The 16,475-nt window shown below is 49.7% G+C and carries 23 protein-coding genes and 3 pseudogenes; 15 read left to right on the forward strand and 11 right to left on the reverse strand.

Going from position 1 to position 16,475, the window contains the following annotated elements; genetic code table 11:
* Together BM122_RS24395 and BM122_RS22665 are read left to right on the forward strand one after the other, a co-directional pair.
* Nucleotides 1-252 (forward strand): hypothetical protein (locus BM122_RS24395; RefSeq protein ID WP_218152141.1); only part of this gene is annotated, 252 nt, incomplete at its 5' end.
* A gap of 279 nt (nucleotides 253-531) precedes the next feature.
* Nucleotides 532-630: pseudogene (locus BM122_RS22665) on the forward strand (IS5/IS1182 family transposase); the annotation flags it as partial.
* Between the two features lie 265 nt (nucleotides 631-895).
* Here BM122_RS22665 and BM122_RS26275 read toward each other — a convergent pair.
* Nucleotides 896-1,114: pseudogene (locus BM122_RS26275) on the reverse strand (formylglycine-generating enzyme family protein); the annotation flags it as partial.
* Nucleotides 1,108-1,293: a formylglycine-generating enzyme family protein gene (locus tag BM122_RS26280; RefSeq protein WP_074906791.1), complete on the reverse strand. Its 186-nt coding sequence runs from the start codon at nucleotides 1,291-1,293 to the stop codon at nucleotides 1,108-1,110. The pseudogene BM122_RS26275 and the gene BM122_RS26280, both read right to left, overlap by 7 nt.
* A gap of 35 nt (nucleotides 1,294-1,328) precedes the next feature.
* Between BM122_RS26280 and BM122_RS17140 the strand changes: the two genes are divergently transcribed.
* From BM122_RS17140 to BM122_RS17150, 3 genes and pseudogenes are all read left to right on the forward strand, one after another.
* Nucleotides 1,329-1,613 (forward strand): hypothetical protein, encoded by a 285-nt coding sequence (locus BM122_RS17140; RefSeq protein ID WP_074906792.1) that lies wholly within the window; start codon nucleotides 1,329-1,331, stop codon nucleotides 1,611-1,613.
* 247 nt (nucleotides 1,614-1,860) lie between these two features.
* A pseudogene (locus tag BM122_RS26285) lies at nucleotides 1,861-1,983 on the forward strand (transposase); the annotation flags it as partial.
* A 570-nt stretch (nucleotides 1,984-2,553) separates the two neighbouring features.
* Entirely contained in the window at nucleotides 2,554-3,759 is a 1,206-nt protein-coding gene (locus tag BM122_RS17150; RefSeq protein ID WP_074906793.1) for a hypothetical protein, read from the forward strand.
* A 200-nt stretch (nucleotides 3,760-3,959) separates the two neighbouring features.
* Here BM122_RS17150 and BM122_RS17155 read toward each other — a convergent pair whose 3' ends face one another.
* Nucleotides 3,960-4,220: a phage terminase large subunit family protein gene (locus BM122_RS17155; RefSeq protein ID WP_256212168.1), complete on the reverse strand. Its 261-nt coding sequence runs from the start codon at nucleotides 4,218-4,220 to the stop codon at nucleotides 3,960-3,962.
* Nucleotides 4,220-4,729, reverse strand: coding sequence for an elements of external origin (locus BM122_RS17160; protein ID WP_074906794.1), 510 nt, complete (start codon nucleotides 4,727-4,729; stop codon nucleotides 4,220-4,222). Before BM122_RS17160 ends, BM122_RS17155 begins: the two co-directional genes overlap by 1 nt.
* Before the next feature lie 104 nt (nucleotides 4,730-4,833).
* Here BM122_RS17160 and BM122_RS17165 point away from each other — a divergent pair, with 104 nt between their 5' ends.
* Nucleotides 4,834-5,031, forward strand: coding sequence for a hypothetical protein (locus BM122_RS17165; RefSeq protein ID WP_074906795.1), 198 nt, complete (start codon nucleotides 4,834-4,836; stop codon nucleotides 5,029-5,031).
* A 12-nt stretch (nucleotides 5,032-5,043) separates the two neighbouring features.
* Entirely contained in the window at nucleotides 5,044-5,529 is a 486-nt protein-coding gene (locus BM122_RS17170) for a DUF3489 domain-containing protein (RefSeq protein ID WP_074906796.1), read from the forward strand.
* 58 nt (nucleotides 5,530-5,587) lie between these two features.
* On the opposite strand, the gene BM122_RS17175 is transcribed toward BM122_RS17170, so the two are convergent.
* Nucleotides 5,588-5,884 (reverse strand): HU family DNA-binding protein, encoded by a 297-nt coding sequence (locus tag BM122_RS17175; protein ID WP_074906797.1) that lies wholly within the window; start codon nucleotides 5,882-5,884, stop codon nucleotides 5,588-5,590.
* A gap of 142 nt (nucleotides 5,885-6,026) precedes the next feature.
* On the opposite strand from BM122_RS17175, the gene BM122_RS17180 reads away from it, so the two are divergent.
* Nucleotides 6,027-6,395 carry a hypothetical protein gene (locus BM122_RS17180; RefSeq protein WP_074906798.1) on the forward strand — a complete coding sequence of 123 codons (369 nt, stop codon included), beginning with the start codon at nucleotides 6,027-6,029 and terminating at the stop codon, nucleotides 6,393-6,395.
* On the opposite strand, the gene BM122_RS17185 is transcribed toward BM122_RS17180, so the two are convergent.
* The 3 genes from BM122_RS17185 to BM122_RS17195 all read right to left on the reverse strand — a co-directional run bounded on the left by BM122_RS17185 (nucleotide 6,359) and on the right by BM122_RS17195 (nucleotide 8,542).
* Nucleotides 6,359-7,612, reverse strand: coding sequence for a site-specific DNA-methyltransferase (locus tag BM122_RS17185; RefSeq protein WP_074906799.1), 1,254 nt, complete (start codon nucleotides 7,610-7,612; stop codon nucleotides 6,359-6,361). The genes BM122_RS17180 and BM122_RS17185 overlap by 37 nt on opposite strands.
* A gap of 332 nt (nucleotides 7,613-7,944) precedes the next feature.
* Nucleotides 7,945-8,340: a DUF6362 family protein gene (locus BM122_RS17190; RefSeq protein WP_074906800.1), complete on the reverse strand. Its 396-nt coding sequence runs from the start codon at nucleotides 8,338-8,340 to the stop codon at nucleotides 7,945-7,947.
* Complete coding sequence (locus BM122_RS17195; RefSeq protein WP_074906801.1) at nucleotides 8,333-8,542, reverse strand: hypothetical protein; 210 nt, start codon at nucleotides 8,540-8,542, stop codon at nucleotides 8,333-8,335. The genes BM122_RS17190 and BM122_RS17195 overlap by 8 nt, the downstream gene beginning before the upstream one ends.
* 71 nt (nucleotides 8,543-8,613) lie before the next feature.
* Between BM122_RS17195 and BM122_RS23550 the strand changes: the two genes are divergently transcribed.
* The 7 genes from BM122_RS23550 to arsA all read left to right on the forward strand — a co-directional run bounded on the left by BM122_RS23550 (nucleotide 8,614) and on the right by arsA (nucleotide 14,043).
* The gene (locus BM122_RS23550; RefSeq protein WP_177198196.1) at nucleotides 8,614-8,910 is read left to right on the forward strand and encodes a hypothetical protein; all 297 of its coding nucleotides are present in this window, start codon (nucleotides 8,614-8,616) and stop codon (nucleotides 8,908-8,910) included.
* Nucleotides 8,911-9,188: 278 nt separating this feature from the next.
* Entirely contained in the window at nucleotides 9,189-9,518 is a 330-nt protein-coding gene (locus BM122_RS17205) for an ArsR/SmtB family transcription factor (RefSeq protein ID WP_074906802.1), read from the forward strand.
* A gap of 47 nt (nucleotides 9,519-9,565) precedes the next feature.
* Nucleotides 9,566-9,988, forward strand: a complete 423-nt coding sequence (locus tag BM122_RS17210; RefSeq protein ID WP_442754478.1) for an ArsI/CadI family heavy metal resistance metalloenzyme — start codon at nucleotides 9,566-9,568, stop codon at nucleotides 9,986-9,988.
* Between the two features lie 2 nt (nucleotides 9,989-9,990).
* Nucleotides 9,991-10,488: an arsenate reductase ArsC gene (locus tag BM122_RS17215; protein WP_074906803.1), complete on the forward strand. Its 498-nt coding sequence runs from the start codon at nucleotides 9,991-9,993 to the stop codon at nucleotides 10,486-10,488.
* Nucleotides 10,489-10,532: 44 nt separating this feature from the next.
* Complete coding sequence (locus BM122_RS17220; RefSeq protein ID WP_074906804.1) at nucleotides 10,533-11,819, forward strand: arsenic transporter; 1,287 nt, start codon at nucleotides 10,533-10,535, stop codon at nucleotides 11,817-11,819.
* A 78-nt stretch (nucleotides 11,820-11,897) separates the two neighbouring features.
* On the forward strand, nucleotides 11,898-12,248 hold the full coding sequence (gene arsD, locus BM122_RS17225; RefSeq protein ID WP_074906805.1) for an arsenite efflux transporter metallochaperone ArsD: 351 nt from the start codon (nucleotides 11,898-11,900) through the stop codon (nucleotides 12,246-12,248).
* A 19-nt stretch (nucleotides 12,249-12,267) separates the two neighbouring features.
* Nucleotides 12,268-14,043, forward strand: coding sequence for an arsenical pump-driving ATPase (gene arsA, locus BM122_RS17230; protein ID WP_074906806.1), 1,776 nt, complete (start codon nucleotides 12,268-12,270; stop codon nucleotides 14,041-14,043).
* Nucleotides 14,044-14,088: 45 nt separating this feature from the next.
* Here arsA and BM122_RS25405 read toward each other — a convergent pair whose 3' ends face one another.
* The 3 genes from BM122_RS25405 to BM122_RS17245 all read right to left on the reverse strand — a co-directional run.
* Nucleotides 14,089-14,250 (reverse strand): GDCCVxC domain-containing (seleno)protein, encoded by a 162-nt coding sequence (locus BM122_RS25405; RefSeq protein WP_442754481.1) that lies wholly within the window; start codon nucleotides 14,248-14,250, stop codon nucleotides 14,089-14,091.
* A gap of 129 nt (nucleotides 14,251-14,379) precedes the next feature.
* Entirely contained in the window at nucleotides 14,380-15,303 is a 924-nt protein-coding gene (locus tag BM122_RS17240) for a bile acid:sodium symporter (RefSeq protein ID WP_074906807.1), read from the reverse strand.
* The coding region (locus tag BM122_RS17245; RefSeq protein WP_074906810.1) for an MFS transporter at nucleotides 15,303-16,475 on the reverse strand (1,173 nt) is incomplete at its 5' end. The genes BM122_RS17240 and BM122_RS17245, both read right to left, overlap by 1 nt.

A 16,475-nucleotide genomic window follows, 5' to 3' on the forward strand; every position in this document is an offset into this window, starting at 1 on the left:
GCGAGGAAAATGCTAGAAGGCGCGCCAACACTGGGTAAACGGGCAATAAAAAACCCCAACCGAGAATGGTTGAGGTTTGGTTGTTGGTGGTGGGAAGGAAACCCGCGTCAAACTATGCTATATCAACGCGTTCGGGGTATTGCGAACTGTTGCGGAAAGCTACATAAAACCCTTATCTGGCTATTATCTTATCAGGAAATTACTCGTTTTATTTACATAAATTCGATAAAAGCCATCGTCTTTAGACGGTGAACTTGACTTTAAATATATTGGCCTATGTACGTTTAGCCTGGTGCGGATAGATGACTTTAGCCGCCGGTACCTAAGCTGCGCTAATTCACCTATTTTAAGTAGATGGTAGATTAGTTATAAGCATGAGTAGCTGAGCTCCGGATTGTTAATCCGAGGACTACTAGTTTGAGACAGGGAAGGAGTTAAATTATATGTAATACAATGTTATATAATGATATTTATGAATTGCACTGATGCGTTGGCCGAGGTGAGCGTCAGACTTCGAGTTGTGCTTGCATAAAATGTCGGCGGCTATGGAAAAATTGCCAACGCAAGCTCAATACCGGCCTACAATTCGTCCATCTTGCTTTTTTAGCATTATTACTACAGAGACTTTGAACGGGTTCTTAGACAAAGCTTTCCTTGCTGCCGACGCCGTTTCAGCGTCGACTCTAATAAGCACTGCTTACACTGCGACTCAACCTCTTTACAAAAGTCATCAATCGCACAAAAAAACTGCTATCGTATTCATTGGAATCTGAGTCCTCTCGTGTTGAAATTCTTTTCCAAAATTACTTCGTCATAAAGAATTCAGGTTCATTTTTCAGCTTTTCTTATGTCGAACTCACGTTATTTTAATATCCTATTTTATTGCTTGACTATATTATTCATGTGCTAGGCGAAATCCTTGACCTCTATCTTTATTTCGTGCGTTAAATCTAACGCGGATATCTGCACGTACACTTCTTGGTCCGCCACTCCACGCACCTCCCCGGATTATCCTTCGATCACAACTACTATTATCGCAACTTGAGGTCAATTCCCAAACATTTCCACTCATATCATACAGCCCCCAAGCGTTAGGGCGCTTTTGCCCTACGGGGTGGGTATGATTACAGAATTTCCCTCATACCAAGCTATTGAATCTATGCTATCAGAGCCACAATATTCATATCTTTCACCAGCTCGGCAAGCCGACTCCCATTCTTGTTCAGTGAGCAAGCGGTAGTGTCGCCCAGTACGGCGGTTTAGTTTTTGTATAAAGTCCTGTATGTCATTCAAAGATATGGATTCTACAGGGCAGTCGTCTCCGCAGGATGAGTCGACCCGGTACGCGCCAGCAAATAAGGATACAGCATATCAATGCCGGCAGTAAGAATGCGGCGTTTTACGCCAGCGAAGCCAAGGCCCGATTGGATAGAGGCAATGCGCAAGGTGCGTTGGAGATTCTGGATCAAGCAAAACAAAACCGTTGTATGGATGATTACACCAATACGATCCTCGCTGAAGTATTGCAAGCCATCGGCCCGGAACGCGCCAGCGAAATAAGGATGCAACATATCAATGTTGGCAATAAAAATGCGGCGTTTTACGCCAGCTAAGCCAAGATCCGATTGGATGGAGGCAATGCTGGGGCGTGTTGGAGATTCTCAAGCAAGCGAAACAAAACCGCTGTATGGGTAATAATATCAATGTGATATCCGGTACCGGAGTTGACGCGCTCCTTATTTGATAAACTCTTTGGTGACCGGGGCTATGCAACCACTCTTTGAGCACTCTGGGAGCATGGCCGTGCAACTCGTCATCAAGGTGGGTAAAAACATGGAAAACAAACTGTTGCCGCTGTTTGATTAGTTGTTGTTACGTGAACGCTTGGTCATTGAGACCGTCCATGACCAATTGAAGAATATCTCACAAATCGGGCATCCCCGCCATCGCAGCCCAGTTAACTTTTTTGTTAATCTGATAGCTGATTAGTGACTTAAATCTTTCGAGAGAAGAAGCCCTCCCTTAATATCAGACTCTCTCAAGCTCTTCCAGTCATGATGTAATGATTCTTATGTCGAACTTACGTTAATAATAACGTGAGTTAGGGATAAGAAAAGCAGCAAAGGGAATCTGAATTTCTCGTGATAAATGAATTTTGGAAGAGCGTTTCATCATTATTAATGAGAACCCTCCTTAACATTAGTTTTTCTCAAGCTCTTCCAGGAGTATCTAGACTGATGCGACCGATACGGCAGTAATTATGCAGGAACCGCTAATGGTACAGAAAAGTGGTATCACCGAATGATCGATTTAAAGTTGTTTCACCGCCATTACCTCCTCTATGTCTGTGCAAGTCTTGTTAGATGGAATTGTTGAATTGATCGGAGCCACCTTTGTACGCAAAATTGCTGACCCGCATCAACGCTACGTTGTTTTAGGGCTATTCAGCTACCGCTAGTTTGGTTACTTTTTAACCTAGAAACTGATTTGATGCTTCTTGTAAATGTATTTAAATTACAACTCTAAATATTTAGACAAATTGGGAGGTGAGGTATGTTGCAGTCGATTGATATTCTAATTGGGGTTGTAGTTGTCATGCTTGTCGCTAGTTTGGCGGTAACTATGCTTACTCAATCGATTATAGCTGCTTTTGGAAGCAAGGGAAGAAATCTGCTGCAAGGTTTGGCTGGTTTGATCACGCATCTGAGCCCAGGGTTTTCTAAGAAACATGCGGAAGAGATCATTAAAATGGTTTTAAAGGACGATACCGTTAACGGGGGAAGAAAGTTCTTTGGGCTGTTTGTGAGATATGGGAATGTGATTCATCGTGAGGAGCTGACCAAAATGCTTTTGGAATTGGCCGCAAAAGTTAATGATCCGAGTCAGCTAAAAAATGAAGTTCAAAAAGATGCATTAAATGCGCTTAAAAAAATAATGGCCGCTAATGGGATTACTAATCCAGAGCAGACATTGGGTAACGTGCGTATGTTTGCGCTTCAATTGGAAAAATCCTATCCTGAAATGGCGAGTAATGTACGGCACAACCTCGCTTTGATGGAGCATGCTAACAGCCAATTCCTAGCCAAGATCAATTCAAAATTCGACTTGATTATTGACCGTGTCAGTGAGCGATTTACCTTCAATGCCCGTATCATGACTTTTTTTTGTGCTGCTCTCGTTGCTGTGACAGTGCAGTTAGATACGATCACTTTAGTTAACCGTTTTGCAATGGATGAAGCAACTCGTGCTGCCATCGTCAATGCAGCTATCACTACTCAAAGCGCTGGCTCCAAGGAGAATCAGTCTGAGGAAACTGAAGCGATTGCTAAAAGAGCCGAAGAAACCGCAAATATGCTTTATAGAACATTATCGAGCGAAGGCATACTTTCTGTACCGAAAATAAATATTGTTGAATTTTTTGAATCGGATGGAAATGCGTCTTTTAAAGGTGTATTTCATGCTTGGATAAAAAATTGGCAAAATGTTAATCTCCTTGGTATTGTAATATCGATCTTTCTACTCACTCTTGGCGCCCCGTTTTGGTACAGTGTTCTTGGCAAGCTTCTTCTATTGCGCTCACTTTTGGCAAGAAAAGATGATGAACAACGAACCGTCCGTCAAACTAGCCAGCAAACAAGCATAGTCACAGCGAGAAGTGAATCGACGCAATTGACAACTTCACCATCCGTATTAACGACCATGGCAGTTGGCTCCACCCCAGCAGATGAAAGAAACGATGAGGTGGAAGGTAGCAGGTAGAGGTCGTAAAAAGTTTTGGGGTATGTGTCCCCGACATTAACGTGAAGAGCTGAACTGACTCACACCCCGGATGGCTTCCATTGAGAGCGCACGCTAAACAGACCGCTGACGATTCACTTCAACGGTAATTTGGCACGTTCAAACGGAGTCGTCGGGCACTGGCCGAAAGGGCAGTAGCGTTGAACCAGATGAAGTGGTTATTAAGAAGCACCGGCATTTATTGGAAGAGCCCGTACGCCGCGCTGGAGCTCGATCGGTGACATCGGCGACAGGCAATCCATGATCGCCTTCAAATAAGGCGTGCGGCTGGTGCGCCAGCGTCCAGGTTCAGCCGATGCTTTGCTCGACAGTATTCCGTGGCGATCAGCCCATTCGGACACAGCCAGTAACGGATCGGGTGTCAAGCCTTCGCGCCAGGCTCGCTCGATCTCGAGAGCACCCTCGTAATTCTCAATCTGCATCAATCTATCCTGGGGCGCAGTTCACCGAGCTCCTGCAAGTGCTCACGCACCGCGGCTTCCAACGCGACATGCATCGCATGTGGGTCGACATCGAGCTTGGCGGCTAATTGTGCCGAGATACGCGCGGGCCAATTGAGCCATGCATCGCGCTCGGTACGAGCCAACTGGAACACATGCGCGATGGCCTGCGGTCTATCGACGAGCTCACCCTTGAGTTGGGCAAGTCGTACTTTGTTGGTCTGCGCCTTGACGACTTCGTTAACGGTGCACGCTTGTAATAGCGAGGTGCCGTTGGCAGAACCTGTAGAAATCGTTTCCGCGGTTGTGTTGTTTTGCATGGTGCTTTTCTTGCGCGGTAAGGCTGTGTTTCGTTCCCACTCCCGATCCGCCTGCTCAGGATCGATAGTGCCGTCTGCCTCTTGCTTAATCCGCCCAGCTTCGATTGCCTTGATCACGGCAACATGGGAGACACCGCGATGACGCGCATAGGCGCGAATCGATAATCCCATGATGGATATCAATCATTATCTGGAAGAAAGTGCATGTTCTGCTTGTCTTTTTACTCAAGTGAAGCGTTCATAGCACCGTCATTAATAAATAGCAGGAGAAAAAAATGAGCTACACCACCAACGGTTTTACGATCGATGAAATTGGTTTTATCCAGACTGCATTGACCAAGGTGCTCGTTGCAGCGGCACGCGGTGAATTGGATCTGAACCGCCTGGCGCGCGAAGAATTAGCCTCACGTGGCCTGGATCAGAACGGTGCCTGGGTTGGTTTCGAGCAGGCTGCAAAGATTCATAACGTTTAAGGAGAAAGCTACATGACCATCAAGCTGAGTCCCGCACAACAACAAATTATTAGCCATGCTGCAGCACATACGGACGGCAAACTGATCTGGTTTCCCGATAACCTCAAGGGAGGAGCTAGATCAAAAGTGATCGAGAGCATGTTTAACCATGGTTTGATTACTGTTGATAAAACTGACTGGTTTGTTTCAGAACAAGGTTATCAAGCCTTGGGATTACCGCGTCGAGTATCGTTTACCCCTGCAGCATCGGATTCGGTTAAAGAAACAAAAATCACTCAACCCCATAAACCTCGCTCGCGCGGCAACAGCAAGCAGGCACAGGTGATCGCCATGCTCAAGCGTCCTGAAGGCGCGACCATCGATCAGCTTTGTGAAATTACTGGATGGCAAGCGCACACGGTGCGAGGGATTCTAGCCGGGACACTTAAGAAAAAGCTCGGACTGACCATCACCTCCGAAAAAGCAGAGGGAGGCGAGCGTGTGTATCATATCAGGTAAGTAATGAATGCAAAGAGCGGCATTTGCCGCTCTCTATTTATTCTTATTTAAAACAAGGTTACTTCTTTTTCTTTTTCTTCGTTGTCGCTACTTCTTTCTTGAAAGTGCTTCCTGCCGTGAACCTGGGTACTGTGCTCGCGGCAATCTTCAATGCTTCACCTGTCTGCGGATGCCGGCCGGTGCGAGCTGCGCGCTTGGTAGATTTGAAAGTACCAAAGCCAGGCAGCACGACGGTGTCACCCTTGGCTACCGTTGCGACCACGCTGTCGATCATGGCATTCAATGCCTTGGCTGCGGTAGCTTTGGATATCTCTGCCTGGGCGGCGATTTGGTCAATCAGTTCTGACTTGAACATGCTTAAAATGCTCCTGTTGGTTGAGAAGCCCGCAGTATAACCGGATAGGCTTTATTTTATTACAATCGAATAAAACAAAAAAAGCTTGGCTTCTTGATCGAACAGAGCGTTACTAGGGGTGTCGCAACCACAGGAGATAAAGATGAACACAACCAGACAAATCCCTTCCTCTCAAAACGAAAGCTGGGGTTTTTGGCACACGCTGGAGAACCAGGCCAATAAAGCATGGCCTCTTGCCATGGCCGCCATCGCTGGTGCCACCAACCAGCCGTTCGAATCATTGCAGCTTTTCCTGGATAGCCGATTTGGTCGCCATTTTGCAGACGACGTGCTAAACCAACTGAATGCAGGTCATACACTGCCTGATGCGATCAATGCAGCTACACAGCAGTGGATGACTTGGAAGATCGGACGTCAAACCAGCAAGGACTACGGTATGCCACGTGGGCTTCCTTATCTGACAGGCTTTGTGATTCATTGCGAGATTGTAGAAGAATCGTGCATTGCCTGATCGTCAAACAACATGCCATCCGATTCACGGGTGGCTTTCTTCCCGGTCCAGTCCTGCCAGCGGTGCATAATCACATCCACATACTTCGGATCGAGCTCCATCAGCCGGGCCTGTCGTCCTGATTTCTCAGCGGCGATCAGCGTGGTTCCTGAACCACCGAACGGATCCAGCACGATGTCGCGCGTCTTGCTGGAATTGACGATGGCGCGTTCCACCAGTTCCACTGGCTTCATGGTGGGATGCAGATCATTCTTGATCGGCTTGTTGATGTGCCACACATCGCCCTGATCGCGTGCACCACACCAGAAATGGTCAGCACCTTCGCGCCAACCGTACAGGATGGGTTCATATTGGCGTTGATAATCAGAGCGGCCGAGCGTAAAGGTATTCTTGGCCCAGATGATAAACGTCGACCATTTGCCGCCGGCAGCACGAAAAGCTGCTTGCAGCGTGTCAAGTTCCGATGAACTCATGGCGATGTAAACCGCCCCCTTGGTAACCGATAGTATGTTTCCGCAAGCGGCTTCGAGAAAGGGTTTAAACTCGCCACCGAGATTGTCATTCAAAATCGGGCGATGTTTGCCGCGTAGTTTATCTTTTGCGCTGTTGGCATAATTTACCCCATAGGGTGGGTCGCAAAAAGTCATGTCTGCCAGTTCAGACCCAAGCAGCAGCGTGTAACTCTCGGCTTCAGTTGCATCGCTACAGAGCAGGCGGTGGTTTCCCATCAGCCACACATCGCCCATGCGGGATACGGGATTCTTGGCGGGTTCAGGTACCGCATCCTCGTCGGTCAGGCCTGCCTGATCTTCTGGAGACAGTAGCTCATTCAGCTCATCACTACTGAAACCCAGCAGATCCAGATCAAACCCGTTTGAATTAAGATCAGCAAGCTCCAAGGTCAGTAATTCTTTATCCCAACCTGCATTCTCGGCTAAGCGGTTGTCTGCCAGAATGTAGGCGCGCTTTCGAGTAGGGGAGAGGTGAGCCAGTTCGATCACTGGCACAGTATCCATCCCGAGTTTACGTGCAGCGAGCAGTCTGCCGTGACCAGCGATGAGACCGTTGTGACCATCGACCAGGATGGGTGACGTCCAGCCAAACTCTATCATCGAAGCGGCAATTTGCGCGACCTGTTCATCGGAATGGGTGCGGGCGTTATTGATATAAGGCACGAGGGTTTCGATGGGACGGTATTCGATGTGCAGGTTTGACATGGCAATAAAAAACCCGCCACATGGACGGGTTGATATGGGGTGGTAACTGGTAACCTATTTTTTTGATCTGTCGCTAGCGCGATGTCGGGCGCGCGCCCCCCGCATGCCATCCTGGGCAGGAAGGACCCATCAGATTTTGGCAGGAGTTTGCACGAGCAATTATTGGTTGGGGCTTAGCAGAATGTCTTGATCTATCAGTGTCTATTCCATTGTTATTTCTACGATGAAACAGATTTTACACGAAATTTTAGGAAATGCGACACCTCTGAAAGCCCCTGAATTGGCGATTCTCCGCAGTATTCCGCATCCGTTAGCAATCATACGAAAAATTGCTAAAAATATTTTGTATCAACTGAAGCCCCGTTGAGTTGATCAGCCACGGCCAACAAAGCACGCTGCCACCGACGCTGCGCCGTTCGGGTACAATAGCCGAAGCGTTTTGCAATCTTCTGCCACTCGTAGCGCTTGGCCCGCATCCAGATTAGGTGACGTTGTTCCTCTTCCAGCCACTGCACCCAGCGTATGGTTTCATGCATGCGATCGATCGCAGCTGGCTCAGGCGGGAAGCGGCGCATCCGCGGCTCAGCACCCAGCTTCTCCCACGCCATGCGCTGAATGTCTGGCCAGCAGTTGAAGTAGCCTTGAACCCGCACCGGCGGAAGACGATCTGCTGTTTGCGCAGCTTCCGAGAAACGTTCTGCCACGAGTTCAGCTGTCCATTTATCCATGATGTGCTCCTTTCTCCCCATACAAACGTTCACCAATACGCTTGAGCAATTCGCGCTCCATCCAGTCGAGGCGATCATCATCTGCTGACACCACGAGGATATGCTGATCACGCCAGCCGCTTTGCTTGATTGCTCCCAGGTCGGGCACATCTGGCTGCAGACGACCGAGTGGGCAGCGATAGTGTTGCTGTGGAATTTTCATCTTGCACCTCCATGTTCCAGCGCCCAATGCAGCAGTGCCAGTGCATCGGCTTCGTTATCATCAATAGGAGCATGACCAAGCTCGCGGACGGAAGCGATCATCTCGTCCTTGCTCGCATTGCCTTTGCCAGTGGCGTGTTTTTTGATGGTGCCCACCGGCACTCCCTGGTAGGGGATGTTGTGATGCTCACACCACGCGGTGAGCGTTGCCCTGCACCAAGTCAGGTAAGTTTGTTGCTCAATACATTTGACGTACACAGCCACAAGGTGAATACGATGTATATGAAGGGACGATCTGCAAGAATCACAATCAATCGATTGAATTCTTTTGTGATAGTTGGCTTGTTAAAGAGTTATACGAAGCAATAGCGCTTTACGCTATAAATTGTCGGCTTGTTTAAGGGGAATACAATCGAAAACACAGCAGCACCAGCAAAGGAATCAACCAATAAGTCAATGATACACGAACATATAAGAAAGTAAGCGCTGTGGTTGAACCTTCCAGCTATCAATACTGAAAAACAACTATTAAAAACATCTGCTGTAATGCTTGGATCTGAATTCAAGCAGTTTAAATTCTAAAGAGGAGGGTAGCGATTTAATTTAAAAATTTTGACAGCAAGCAATATTTTTAATATATTGGAAAAATGGAAATGCATGTCGCAATTAAAGCACTCGCCGCCCTAGCCCATGAAACTCGTCTAACGATATTCCGCACATTGGTTCAGGCTGGCGCATCTGGACTTCAGGCAGGGCAACTTGCCAAAAAATTAAGCATCCCCAATGCAACACTGTCCTTTCACCTGAAAGAATTGGCCCATGCAGAACTCGTGATTGCCCGGCAGGAGAGCCGTTTTATTTATTACTCTGCCAATTTTGCAACTATGGATTCATTACTAAGCTATCTTACCGAAAATTGCTGCACTGGTACTCCATGTAGTATTGCTGAAGTTTGTTGTGATGAAAAGGACAGCTAAAACATATTTTTCTGACCATTTATTCTGATCATTTAATGAGGGAGACAATGATGAAACGCTTTCATGTTCATATTGCCGTCGATAATCTGCAGGATAATATTCGCTTTTACTCGGCACTATTCGGTATCGAACCATCTGTCAGCAAATCGGATTATGCCAAATGGATGCTGGATGATCCGTATATTAATTTCGCAATATCGGCTCGTGGTGCAAAACCAGGTTTGGATCATGTAGGAATTCAAGTTGACTCGGAAGAAGAGTTAAAGGAAATAAATCATCGTTTGTCCCAAGCTGATTTGCCTGCTGTAGAACAAAACAATACACAATGCTGTTACACCACCTCGAATAAATACTGGTCAGTTGATCAGCAAGGCATCGCATGGGAAGCGTTTCATTCACTAACAACAATCCCGACATTTGGACAAGATACGCGTATCCCTACTAAGACTGATTCCTGTTGCGGGGCTTAATCATGAATGTAATGTTTCTTTGTACCGGTAATTCCTGTCGTTCTATCCTCGCGGAAGCTACTTTCAATCATCTTGCACCCAAAGGATGGCATGCAACGAGCGCTGGTAGTCAACCCACTGGCGATGTTCATCCTCGTTCACTTGCTTTGCTTGAACGCGAAGGTATTTCAATTGAGGGGCTTTACAGTAAATCGTGGGAAAGCTTGCCGACGAATCCTGACATCGTGATCACTGTTTGCAGCAATGCTGCCGGTGAAACCTGTCCAACTTATCTTGGTCCAGTGGTACGCACGCATTGGGGGGTTGATGATCCTGCTAAAGCTACTGGAACCGAAGAAGAAATCAACGCGGCATTCACGCAGGCATATCATACCCTGCGCGAAGGGATCGAGACTTTTTTATCGCTGCCTTTAGAGGAGTTGCGCCAAAATCCTTCTGCCTTAAAGACGAACCTGGATCATATCAGTATTCAGAAATTCAAACAGTCGCCCACAGAGTGATAATTACAGACCAATACAAAAGATAGAAACAGGTACATTTTGACATGCTGATTGCGACACTCATTTTTACCCTGACACTGGTGTTGGTTATCTGGCAGCCACGCAATTTAGGCATCGGCTGGAGCGCTACACTTGGCGCTACCATAGCATTACTTGTTGGTGTGGTGCAGCTTAGTGACATTCCGGTGGTATGGAATATTGTCTGGAATGCAACCGCGGCTTTCATTGCGATCATAATCATCAGTCTATTGCTCGACGAAGCAGGATTCTTTGAATGGGCTGCACTCCATGTTGCGCGTTGGGGTCGCGGCAATGGGTGTTTATTATTTGCATATATTGTGTTACTGGGTGCAGCGGTGGCAGCGTTGTTCGCTAACGATGGCGCGGCATTGATTCTAACGCCGATCGTGATGGCGATGCTGCTAGCGCTTGGGTTTAGTCCAGCTGCAACACTTGCGTTTGTCATGGCGGCGGGTTTTATTGCCGATACGGCCAGCTTGCCGCTAGTGGTATCCAATCTGGTTAACATTGTCTCGGCTGATTATTTCAGGATTGGGTTTGCCGAATATGCTGGGGTGATGATTCCAATCAATATAGCTTCAGTCGCGGCAAGTTTATCTGTGCTTTTTTTCTATTTTCGCCGCAGTATTCCGGCACACTATGATGTTAGTCAACTTAAGTTACCGGATGAAGCCATACGCGATCGAGCCACATTCCGTGCTGGTTGGGTAGTGCTGGTATTGCTGCTTATCGGCTTTTTGGTACTAGAATCTTTGGGCGTGCCCATCAGCCTTATAGCGGCGACAGGCTCACTAATACTTTTCGCAGTGGCAGCGCGTGGTCATGCGATTAACACGCGTAAGGTCATTCGCGAAGCCCCGTGGCAGATCGTTATTTTTTCACTGGGAATGTATTTAGTGGTATATGGTTTACGTAATGAAGGCTTGACCGGATATATTACCAGCCTGCTTGATATTTTCGCCAGTTATGGCGTATGGGGTGCTACGCTGGGTACCGGCTTTTTAACTGCCTTCTTATCTTCGATCATGAACAATATGCCCACGGTACTGATCGGCGCGTTATCAATTGATGCAACCAGTGCGACCGGTGCAATCAAGGAAGCCATGATTTACGCTAATGTGATTGGTTGTGATCTGGGACCAAAAATCACGCCGATTGGCAGCCTGGCAACCTTGTTGTGGCTGCATGTGCTGGCACGAAAAAATACGGTGATCACTTGGGGATATTACTTTCAGGTTGGGATCGTGTTGACGGTGCCGGTATTGCTTGTCACGCTGGCTACCCTTGCTTTGTGGCTTAAAATCCAGTGAGATCATTATCGCAGAATCCCATTCATCGTGAGAAATGAATTGTATCAACTTTGTTAACTTAACTGTTGGAGAAGCAAAATGACAACCATCCATGTATTTGATCCTGCCTTATGCTGTAGCTCTGGTGTTTGCGGCGCCGACGTTGATCGTGCACTGGTCAGTTTTTCCGCCGATTTCGATTGGCTCAAGCAGCACGATATTGCCATCGAGCGTTTCAATCTGGCGCAGCAACCCATGGCTTTCGCGGATAATTCCACGGTAACAGCATTTCTGGAACGCTCCGGCGCGCAAGCACTGCCACTCATACTGGTGGACGGAGAAGTGGCATTGGCTGGACGCTACCCGAATCGCAGCGAACTCGCACACTGGCCAGGGATTCCTCTGGAACAGACAGCCGAAGAATCCAGTTGTTGTGGTGGATATTGCTAACGCATACTGAGTCAAGCTCATGGCTAAACTCAAATTTCTCATCAAACCGCCACGATTTCTGTTTTTTACCGGCAAGGGTGGAGTTGGCAAAACTTCATTAGCTTGCGCTACGGCCATCACATTGGCCGATGCCGGTCAGCAGGTATTATTGGTCAGCACCGATCCGGCTTCAAACGTGGGTCAGGTGTTCGGCATGACAATTGGTAATAAGATTACCGCGATTACCGCAGTGCCCGGATTAACCGCTTTGGAAATCGACCCGCAGGCAGCGGCGCAAGTCTATCGTGATCGCATTGTGAATCCAGTGCGCGGCGTATTGCCGGAAACGGTGGTAAAAAGTATCGAAGAACAACTGTCAGGTGCATGCACGACTGAAATAGCGGCCTTTGATGAATTTACCGCTTTGTTGGTGGATTCAGCACTGACCGGGGATTACGATCATATTATTTTTGATACCGCACCGACTGGCCACACCATTCGATTGCTGCAGTTGTCCGGAGCATGGAGTGAATATCTTGAGGAAGGCAAAGGCGATGCGTCATGTCTTGGTCCTCTAGCTGGTTTAGAGAAACAACGCGTTCAATACAAAGCAGCCGTAGATACTCTAGCTGATTCGAAGCGCACTCGACTCATATTAGTGGCTCGTGCTCAGCAAGCTACGCTACGCGAAGTAGCGCGGACACAGGAAGAACTTACGGCTATCGGTTTGTCCAACCAATTCCTCGTCATCAATGGCTTATTGCCACAATCAGAAACGGCACGGGATGATTTGGCAGCCACCATTTTCCAACGCGAGCAGAAGACCTTGGCAGCTATGCCGGAAATTCTCAAGCCATTGCCACGCGATCACATCGCGCTTAAACCGTTCAATCTGGTTGGATTGGCTGCTTTACGGCAATTACTGAGGGATGAATTGTCTGCTGCTGACGATAGCGATACGACGCATCAAGCCATGGCAATTCCAGGGCTATCCGGTTTAATCGAGGATATCGCCAGGGATGGCTGCGGTTTAATCATGCTAATGGGAAAAGGCGGTGTCGGTAAAACCACGCTGGCTGCGGCAATCGCGGTCAATCTCGCGCATCGTGGCTTGCCGGTGCATTTAACTACTTCGGACCCGGCAGCGCATTTAAGTGAAACGCTCAGCGGCACTATGGACAATCTCGCGGTCGACCGGATCGATCCGCATGTGGAAACCGAACGCTATCGCCAGCGTATTATGCAAACCAAGGGCGCACATCTGGATGCGCAAGGCAGGGCTTTGCTGGAAGAGGATTTGCGCTCGCCCTGTACCGAAGAAATTGCGGTATTTCAAGCATTCTCACGCATTATCCGAGAAGCCGGTAAAAAGTTCGTGGTGATGGATACTGCACCAACCGGGCATACGTTATTGTTACTGGATGCCACCGGCGCTTATCATCGTGAAGTGGTCAAACAAATGGATAGCCATTCCATTGCGCACTACACCACGCCTATGATGCAATTGCAAAACCCCAGGCAAACCAAAATACTGCTGGTGACATTGGCCGAAACGACACCTGTACTGGAGGCCTCCAGCCTGCAAGACGATCTGCGCCGCGCCGGAATTGAACCGTGGGCCTGGATCGTTAATAACAGCATCGCTGCCACGACCGTCCAATCACCGCTTTTGTGTCAGCGCGCCCGTAACGAACTTGCTGATATCGAAACAGTATCGAACATTCACGCACAACGATACGCCGTGGTACCCTTGCTAAAAGAAGAGCCGATCGGCGTTCAGCGATTATTGGAATTATCCGAAAGTAGCCAGCAATGATCATGTGTGTAGAAGTTTCGGTAAAAGTGCCGCACAATACATCGGCTAACCGCAACAGCTATCGCCGCTGTTTTTACATTGCACCTGGATGGGCGGGCATGAAATTGTGCCATAGAAACAATAGACACAGCAGCTACCTGGTTTAGGTTTAAGCACAGTGTGGCACTGCTCGCATTCGTAGAACCATTGGCAGGCATCCGTGGGCATGGTTTCTTGACATGGCCGCAAACTGGACAAGTCAGCGTGGATTCAAGAATGACAGCACTCATAAAGAATTCTTTTCGATAACTGCGGCGGGGATGCATCCTTGAATAAGCGATTCGGCAGCCACCACAGTTAAAACACCATTCCAAACAGCTCAACCAACGACTGGAACACAATGATCACCGCGGTCGTCTCCCAGCCGGCTGGCAGCGCTAACGCAAGCGGCAACACAACAAAGGAATTGCACGTGCCGAGACTGAAAGCGAGTGTGCGCCCGGAATCCATCGGCAGCTGCAGCACTCGGGTAAGCAGGTGCGCAATCAGTGCAGCGGCCAGCAAAGAGCCTACAAACACAGGTAGCACCGTCAGCAACACTAACCCGGCGTAGCGCACTGCGCCAACCTGCGCGCCAGCAATCAGGAATACCACAACCGCTAGCAAAGGCACAGGCCACCAGCCGAGACGTCCACGCCAGACTGAACGTCCGGAATTTTTTTCAATCCAGTATTCCGTGAATACGGTGGCCAGCAAGGGCAAACCGATCAGGGCGAGCGCGGCGGGCAGCATGTCTTCCTCTCGCAGCGCAGCGCTGAAATCTGTTGCGGGCAGCATTAACCACAAATAAACCGGCAGCAACAGCAACTGCGCCAGCAGGTTCAGCGGCGTCACAGCAACCGCCCGTGCCGTGTTGCCGCGTCCAAGCTGCGCGAAGGTAATAAACCAATCGGTACAGGGCGCTAGCAACACCAGAAGCACGCCGAGATGCAAGGCCGGATCGTCGGGCAGCCATTGCAGAATCAGCAAGACCGTCAGTGGAATCAGCACGAAGTTGCCGGTCATGATGGCAAGCACGAAGCGTTGGTCACGAAAGGCGGCGCGGACATGCAGCAGAGGCACCTGCACGAAGGTGGTGTAGAGCAGCACGGCCAGCATTGGCCACAGCAAAGTTTCCTGATGCGGCCCAATGCCGGGCTGGGTACTGCCCAATACCAACCCAGCAGCGATAGCGGCGAGATAGATCCAGACTTGGCGTCGTTCGAGGGTTAGGCGGTTCATCAGTCGCGCGCCCGCAAGATTACGAGTGTGCCCGCCAGCATGAATCCCGCAGCCAGTGCAAACGCTGCCTCTGGCGACACCACCGTCCACACCACACCTACCGTCGCGCTGGACAGGAACTTGGCTGTTCCATTGACCGTGCCGAGCGCGCCGATGCTCATCGTCATGGTCTCGGGTTGCACAACCTCGGCGGTTACCGTGGATTCGAGCGCCTCCTGCACCGCGACATACAAGCCGGCGATAGAGAAAATGCCGGCCAACAGTGCGACGCTCTCGATACCCGACCACAATGCCAGAGTCACCAGCACAGCCGTGGCAGCGCCCAAGGCATAAGCCGCCACTAGCACGGGTAAATGGCCCACACGGTCGGCCAGCCAGCCCACAGGCCACGATACCGCAACTTGGACGGCGTTGCGCCAGACGTACAGCAAGCCGGCCACCTGCGCTGACTGCACCACGCCCATCAACGGGGTGAGTAGCGTGGTAGCGGTTAGAACCAGCAGCGCATGGGAGAAATCGCCGACACCGAAAAGAGCGACGGCACCCAGGTAACGCTTGAATCGAGCCGACAGTCCGCGCAGTGAGCCGAAGAACTTCAGCGCCGGATTCGGTGAATGCTGCTGGTCCTGCACCAGCGTGAGGAAAGACACGACGGCCAGCAGACCAGGGATGAGCGAGAGCCACAGCACGAAACGAAAGGGCCCTGCATCGTCGCTCCAGTGCCAGCCTTGAGCGAGCCCCAGCAATGCCACCCCCAACAACGGGCCGAGCACTGCGCCGACGGTGTCTGCCGCGCGATGAAAACCGAAGGCGCGACCCCGTGTCTCGGGACTGACCGCCTGAATCACGATAGCATCGCGCAAGGGGCCGCGCAGGCCCTTGCCGAACCAGGAGACCATGCGGCCGAGCAGGATCAATGGCCAGCCCAGTGCCAGCGCAATCAGTATCTGCCCAAGTGGCGTCAGGCCATAGCCGACCAGCACCAGCAGCTTGCGGTGGCCGAGTTTGTCGGCGATGTAGCCCGATATCATCTTGGTGAAACTCGCCACCGCATCGGCGATGCCTTCGATAAGGCCTAGCGCAGCAGCCGGAATACCTAGCACTGCCAGAAAACCCGGTAGGGTCACGGTAGTGGATTCATAGCAGAAGTCGCCTAGCGCACTGGTGATGCC

It is taken from the genome of Nitrosomonas communis (genome assembly GCF_900114745.1).
GTDB classification, from domain to species: domain Bacteria; phylum Pseudomonadota; class Gammaproteobacteria; order Burkholderiales; family Nitrosomonadaceae; genus Nitrosomonas; species Nitrosomonas communis_A.

What these genes read in the sequence shown, in the direction of transcription:
- BM122_RS17175 (WP_074906797.1), bottom strand. Translation starts at nt 5,884, where the DNA reads ATGTTCAAGTCAGAACTGATTGACCAAATCGCCGCCCAGGCAGAGATA.
- BM122_RS17160 (WP_074906794.1), bottom strand. Translation starts at nt 4,729, where the DNA reads ATGGGATTATCGATTCGCGCCTATGCGCGTCATCGCGGTGTCTCCCAT.
- BM122_RS23550 (WP_177198196.1), top strand. Translation starts at nt 8,614, where the DNA reads ATGACCAAGCTCGCGGACGGAAGCGATCATCTCGTCCTTGCTCGCATT.
- BM122_RS17220 (WP_074906804.1), top strand. Translation starts at nt 10,533, where the DNA reads ATGCTGATTGCGACACTCATTTTTACCCTGACACTGGTGTTGGTTATC.
- BM122_RS17240 (WP_074906807.1), bottom strand. Translation starts at nt 15,303, where the DNA reads ATGAACCGCCTAACCCTCGAACGACGCCAAGTCTGGATCTATCTCGCC.
- BM122_RS17185 (WP_074906799.1), bottom strand. Translation starts at nt 7,612, where the DNA reads ATGTCAAACCTGCACATCGAATACCGTCCCATCGAAACCCTCGTGCCT.
- BM122_RS17165 (WP_074906795.1), top strand. Translation starts at nt 4,834, where the DNA reads ATGAGCTACACCACCAACGGTTTTACGATCGATGAAATTGGTTTTATC.
- BM122_RS17195 (WP_074906801.1), bottom strand. Translation starts at nt 8,542, where the DNA reads ATGAAAATTCCACAGCAACACTATCGCTGCCCACTCGGTCGTCTGCAG.
- BM122_RS17180 (WP_074906798.1), top strand. Translation starts at nt 6,027, where the DNA reads ATGAACACAACCAGACAAATCCCTTCCTCTCAAAACGAAAGCTGGGGT.
- BM122_RS17215 (WP_074906803.1), top strand. Translation starts at nt 9,991, where the DNA reads ATGAATGTAATGTTTCTTTGTACCGGTAATTCCTGTCGTTCTATCCTC.
- BM122_RS17150 (WP_074906793.1), top strand. Translation starts at nt 2,554, where the DNA reads ATGTTGCAGTCGATTGATATTCTAATTGGGGTTGTAGTTGTCATGCTT.
- BM122_RS17140 (WP_074906792.1), top strand. Translation starts at nt 1,329, where the DNA reads ATGAGTCGACCCGGTACGCGCCAGCAAATAAGGATACAGCATATCAAT.
- BM122_RS17155 (WP_256212168.1), bottom strand. Translation starts at nt 4,220, where the DNA reads ATGCAGATTGAGAATTACGAGGGTGCTCTCGAGATCGAGCGAGCCTGG.
- arsD (WP_074906805.1), top strand. Translation starts at nt 11,898, where the DNA reads ATGACAACCATCCATGTATTTGATCCTGCCTTATGCTGTAGCTCTGGT.
- BM122_RS25405 (WP_442754481.1), bottom strand. Translation starts at nt 14,250, where the DNA reads ATGCCCACGGATGCCTGCCAATGGTTCTACGAATGCGAGCAGTGCCAC.
- BM122_RS17170 (WP_074906796.1), top strand. Translation starts at nt 5,044, where the DNA reads ATGACCATCAAGCTGAGTCCCGCACAACAACAAATTATTAGCCATGCT.
- arsA (WP_074906806.1), top strand. Translation starts at nt 12,268, where the DNA reads ATGGCTAAACTCAAATTTCTCATCAAACCGCCACGATTTCTGTTTTTT.
- BM122_RS17190 (WP_074906800.1), bottom strand. Translation starts at nt 8,340, where the DNA reads ATGGATAAATGGACAGCTGAACTCGTGGCAGAACGTTTCTCGGAAGCT.
- BM122_RS17210 (WP_442754478.1), top strand. Translation starts at nt 9,566, where the DNA reads ATGATGAAACGCTTTCATGTTCATATTGCCGTCGATAATCTGCAGGAT.
- BM122_RS17205 (WP_074906802.1), top strand. Translation starts at nt 9,189, where the DNA reads ATGGAAATGCATGTCGCAATTAAAGCACTCGCCGCCCTAGCCCATGAA.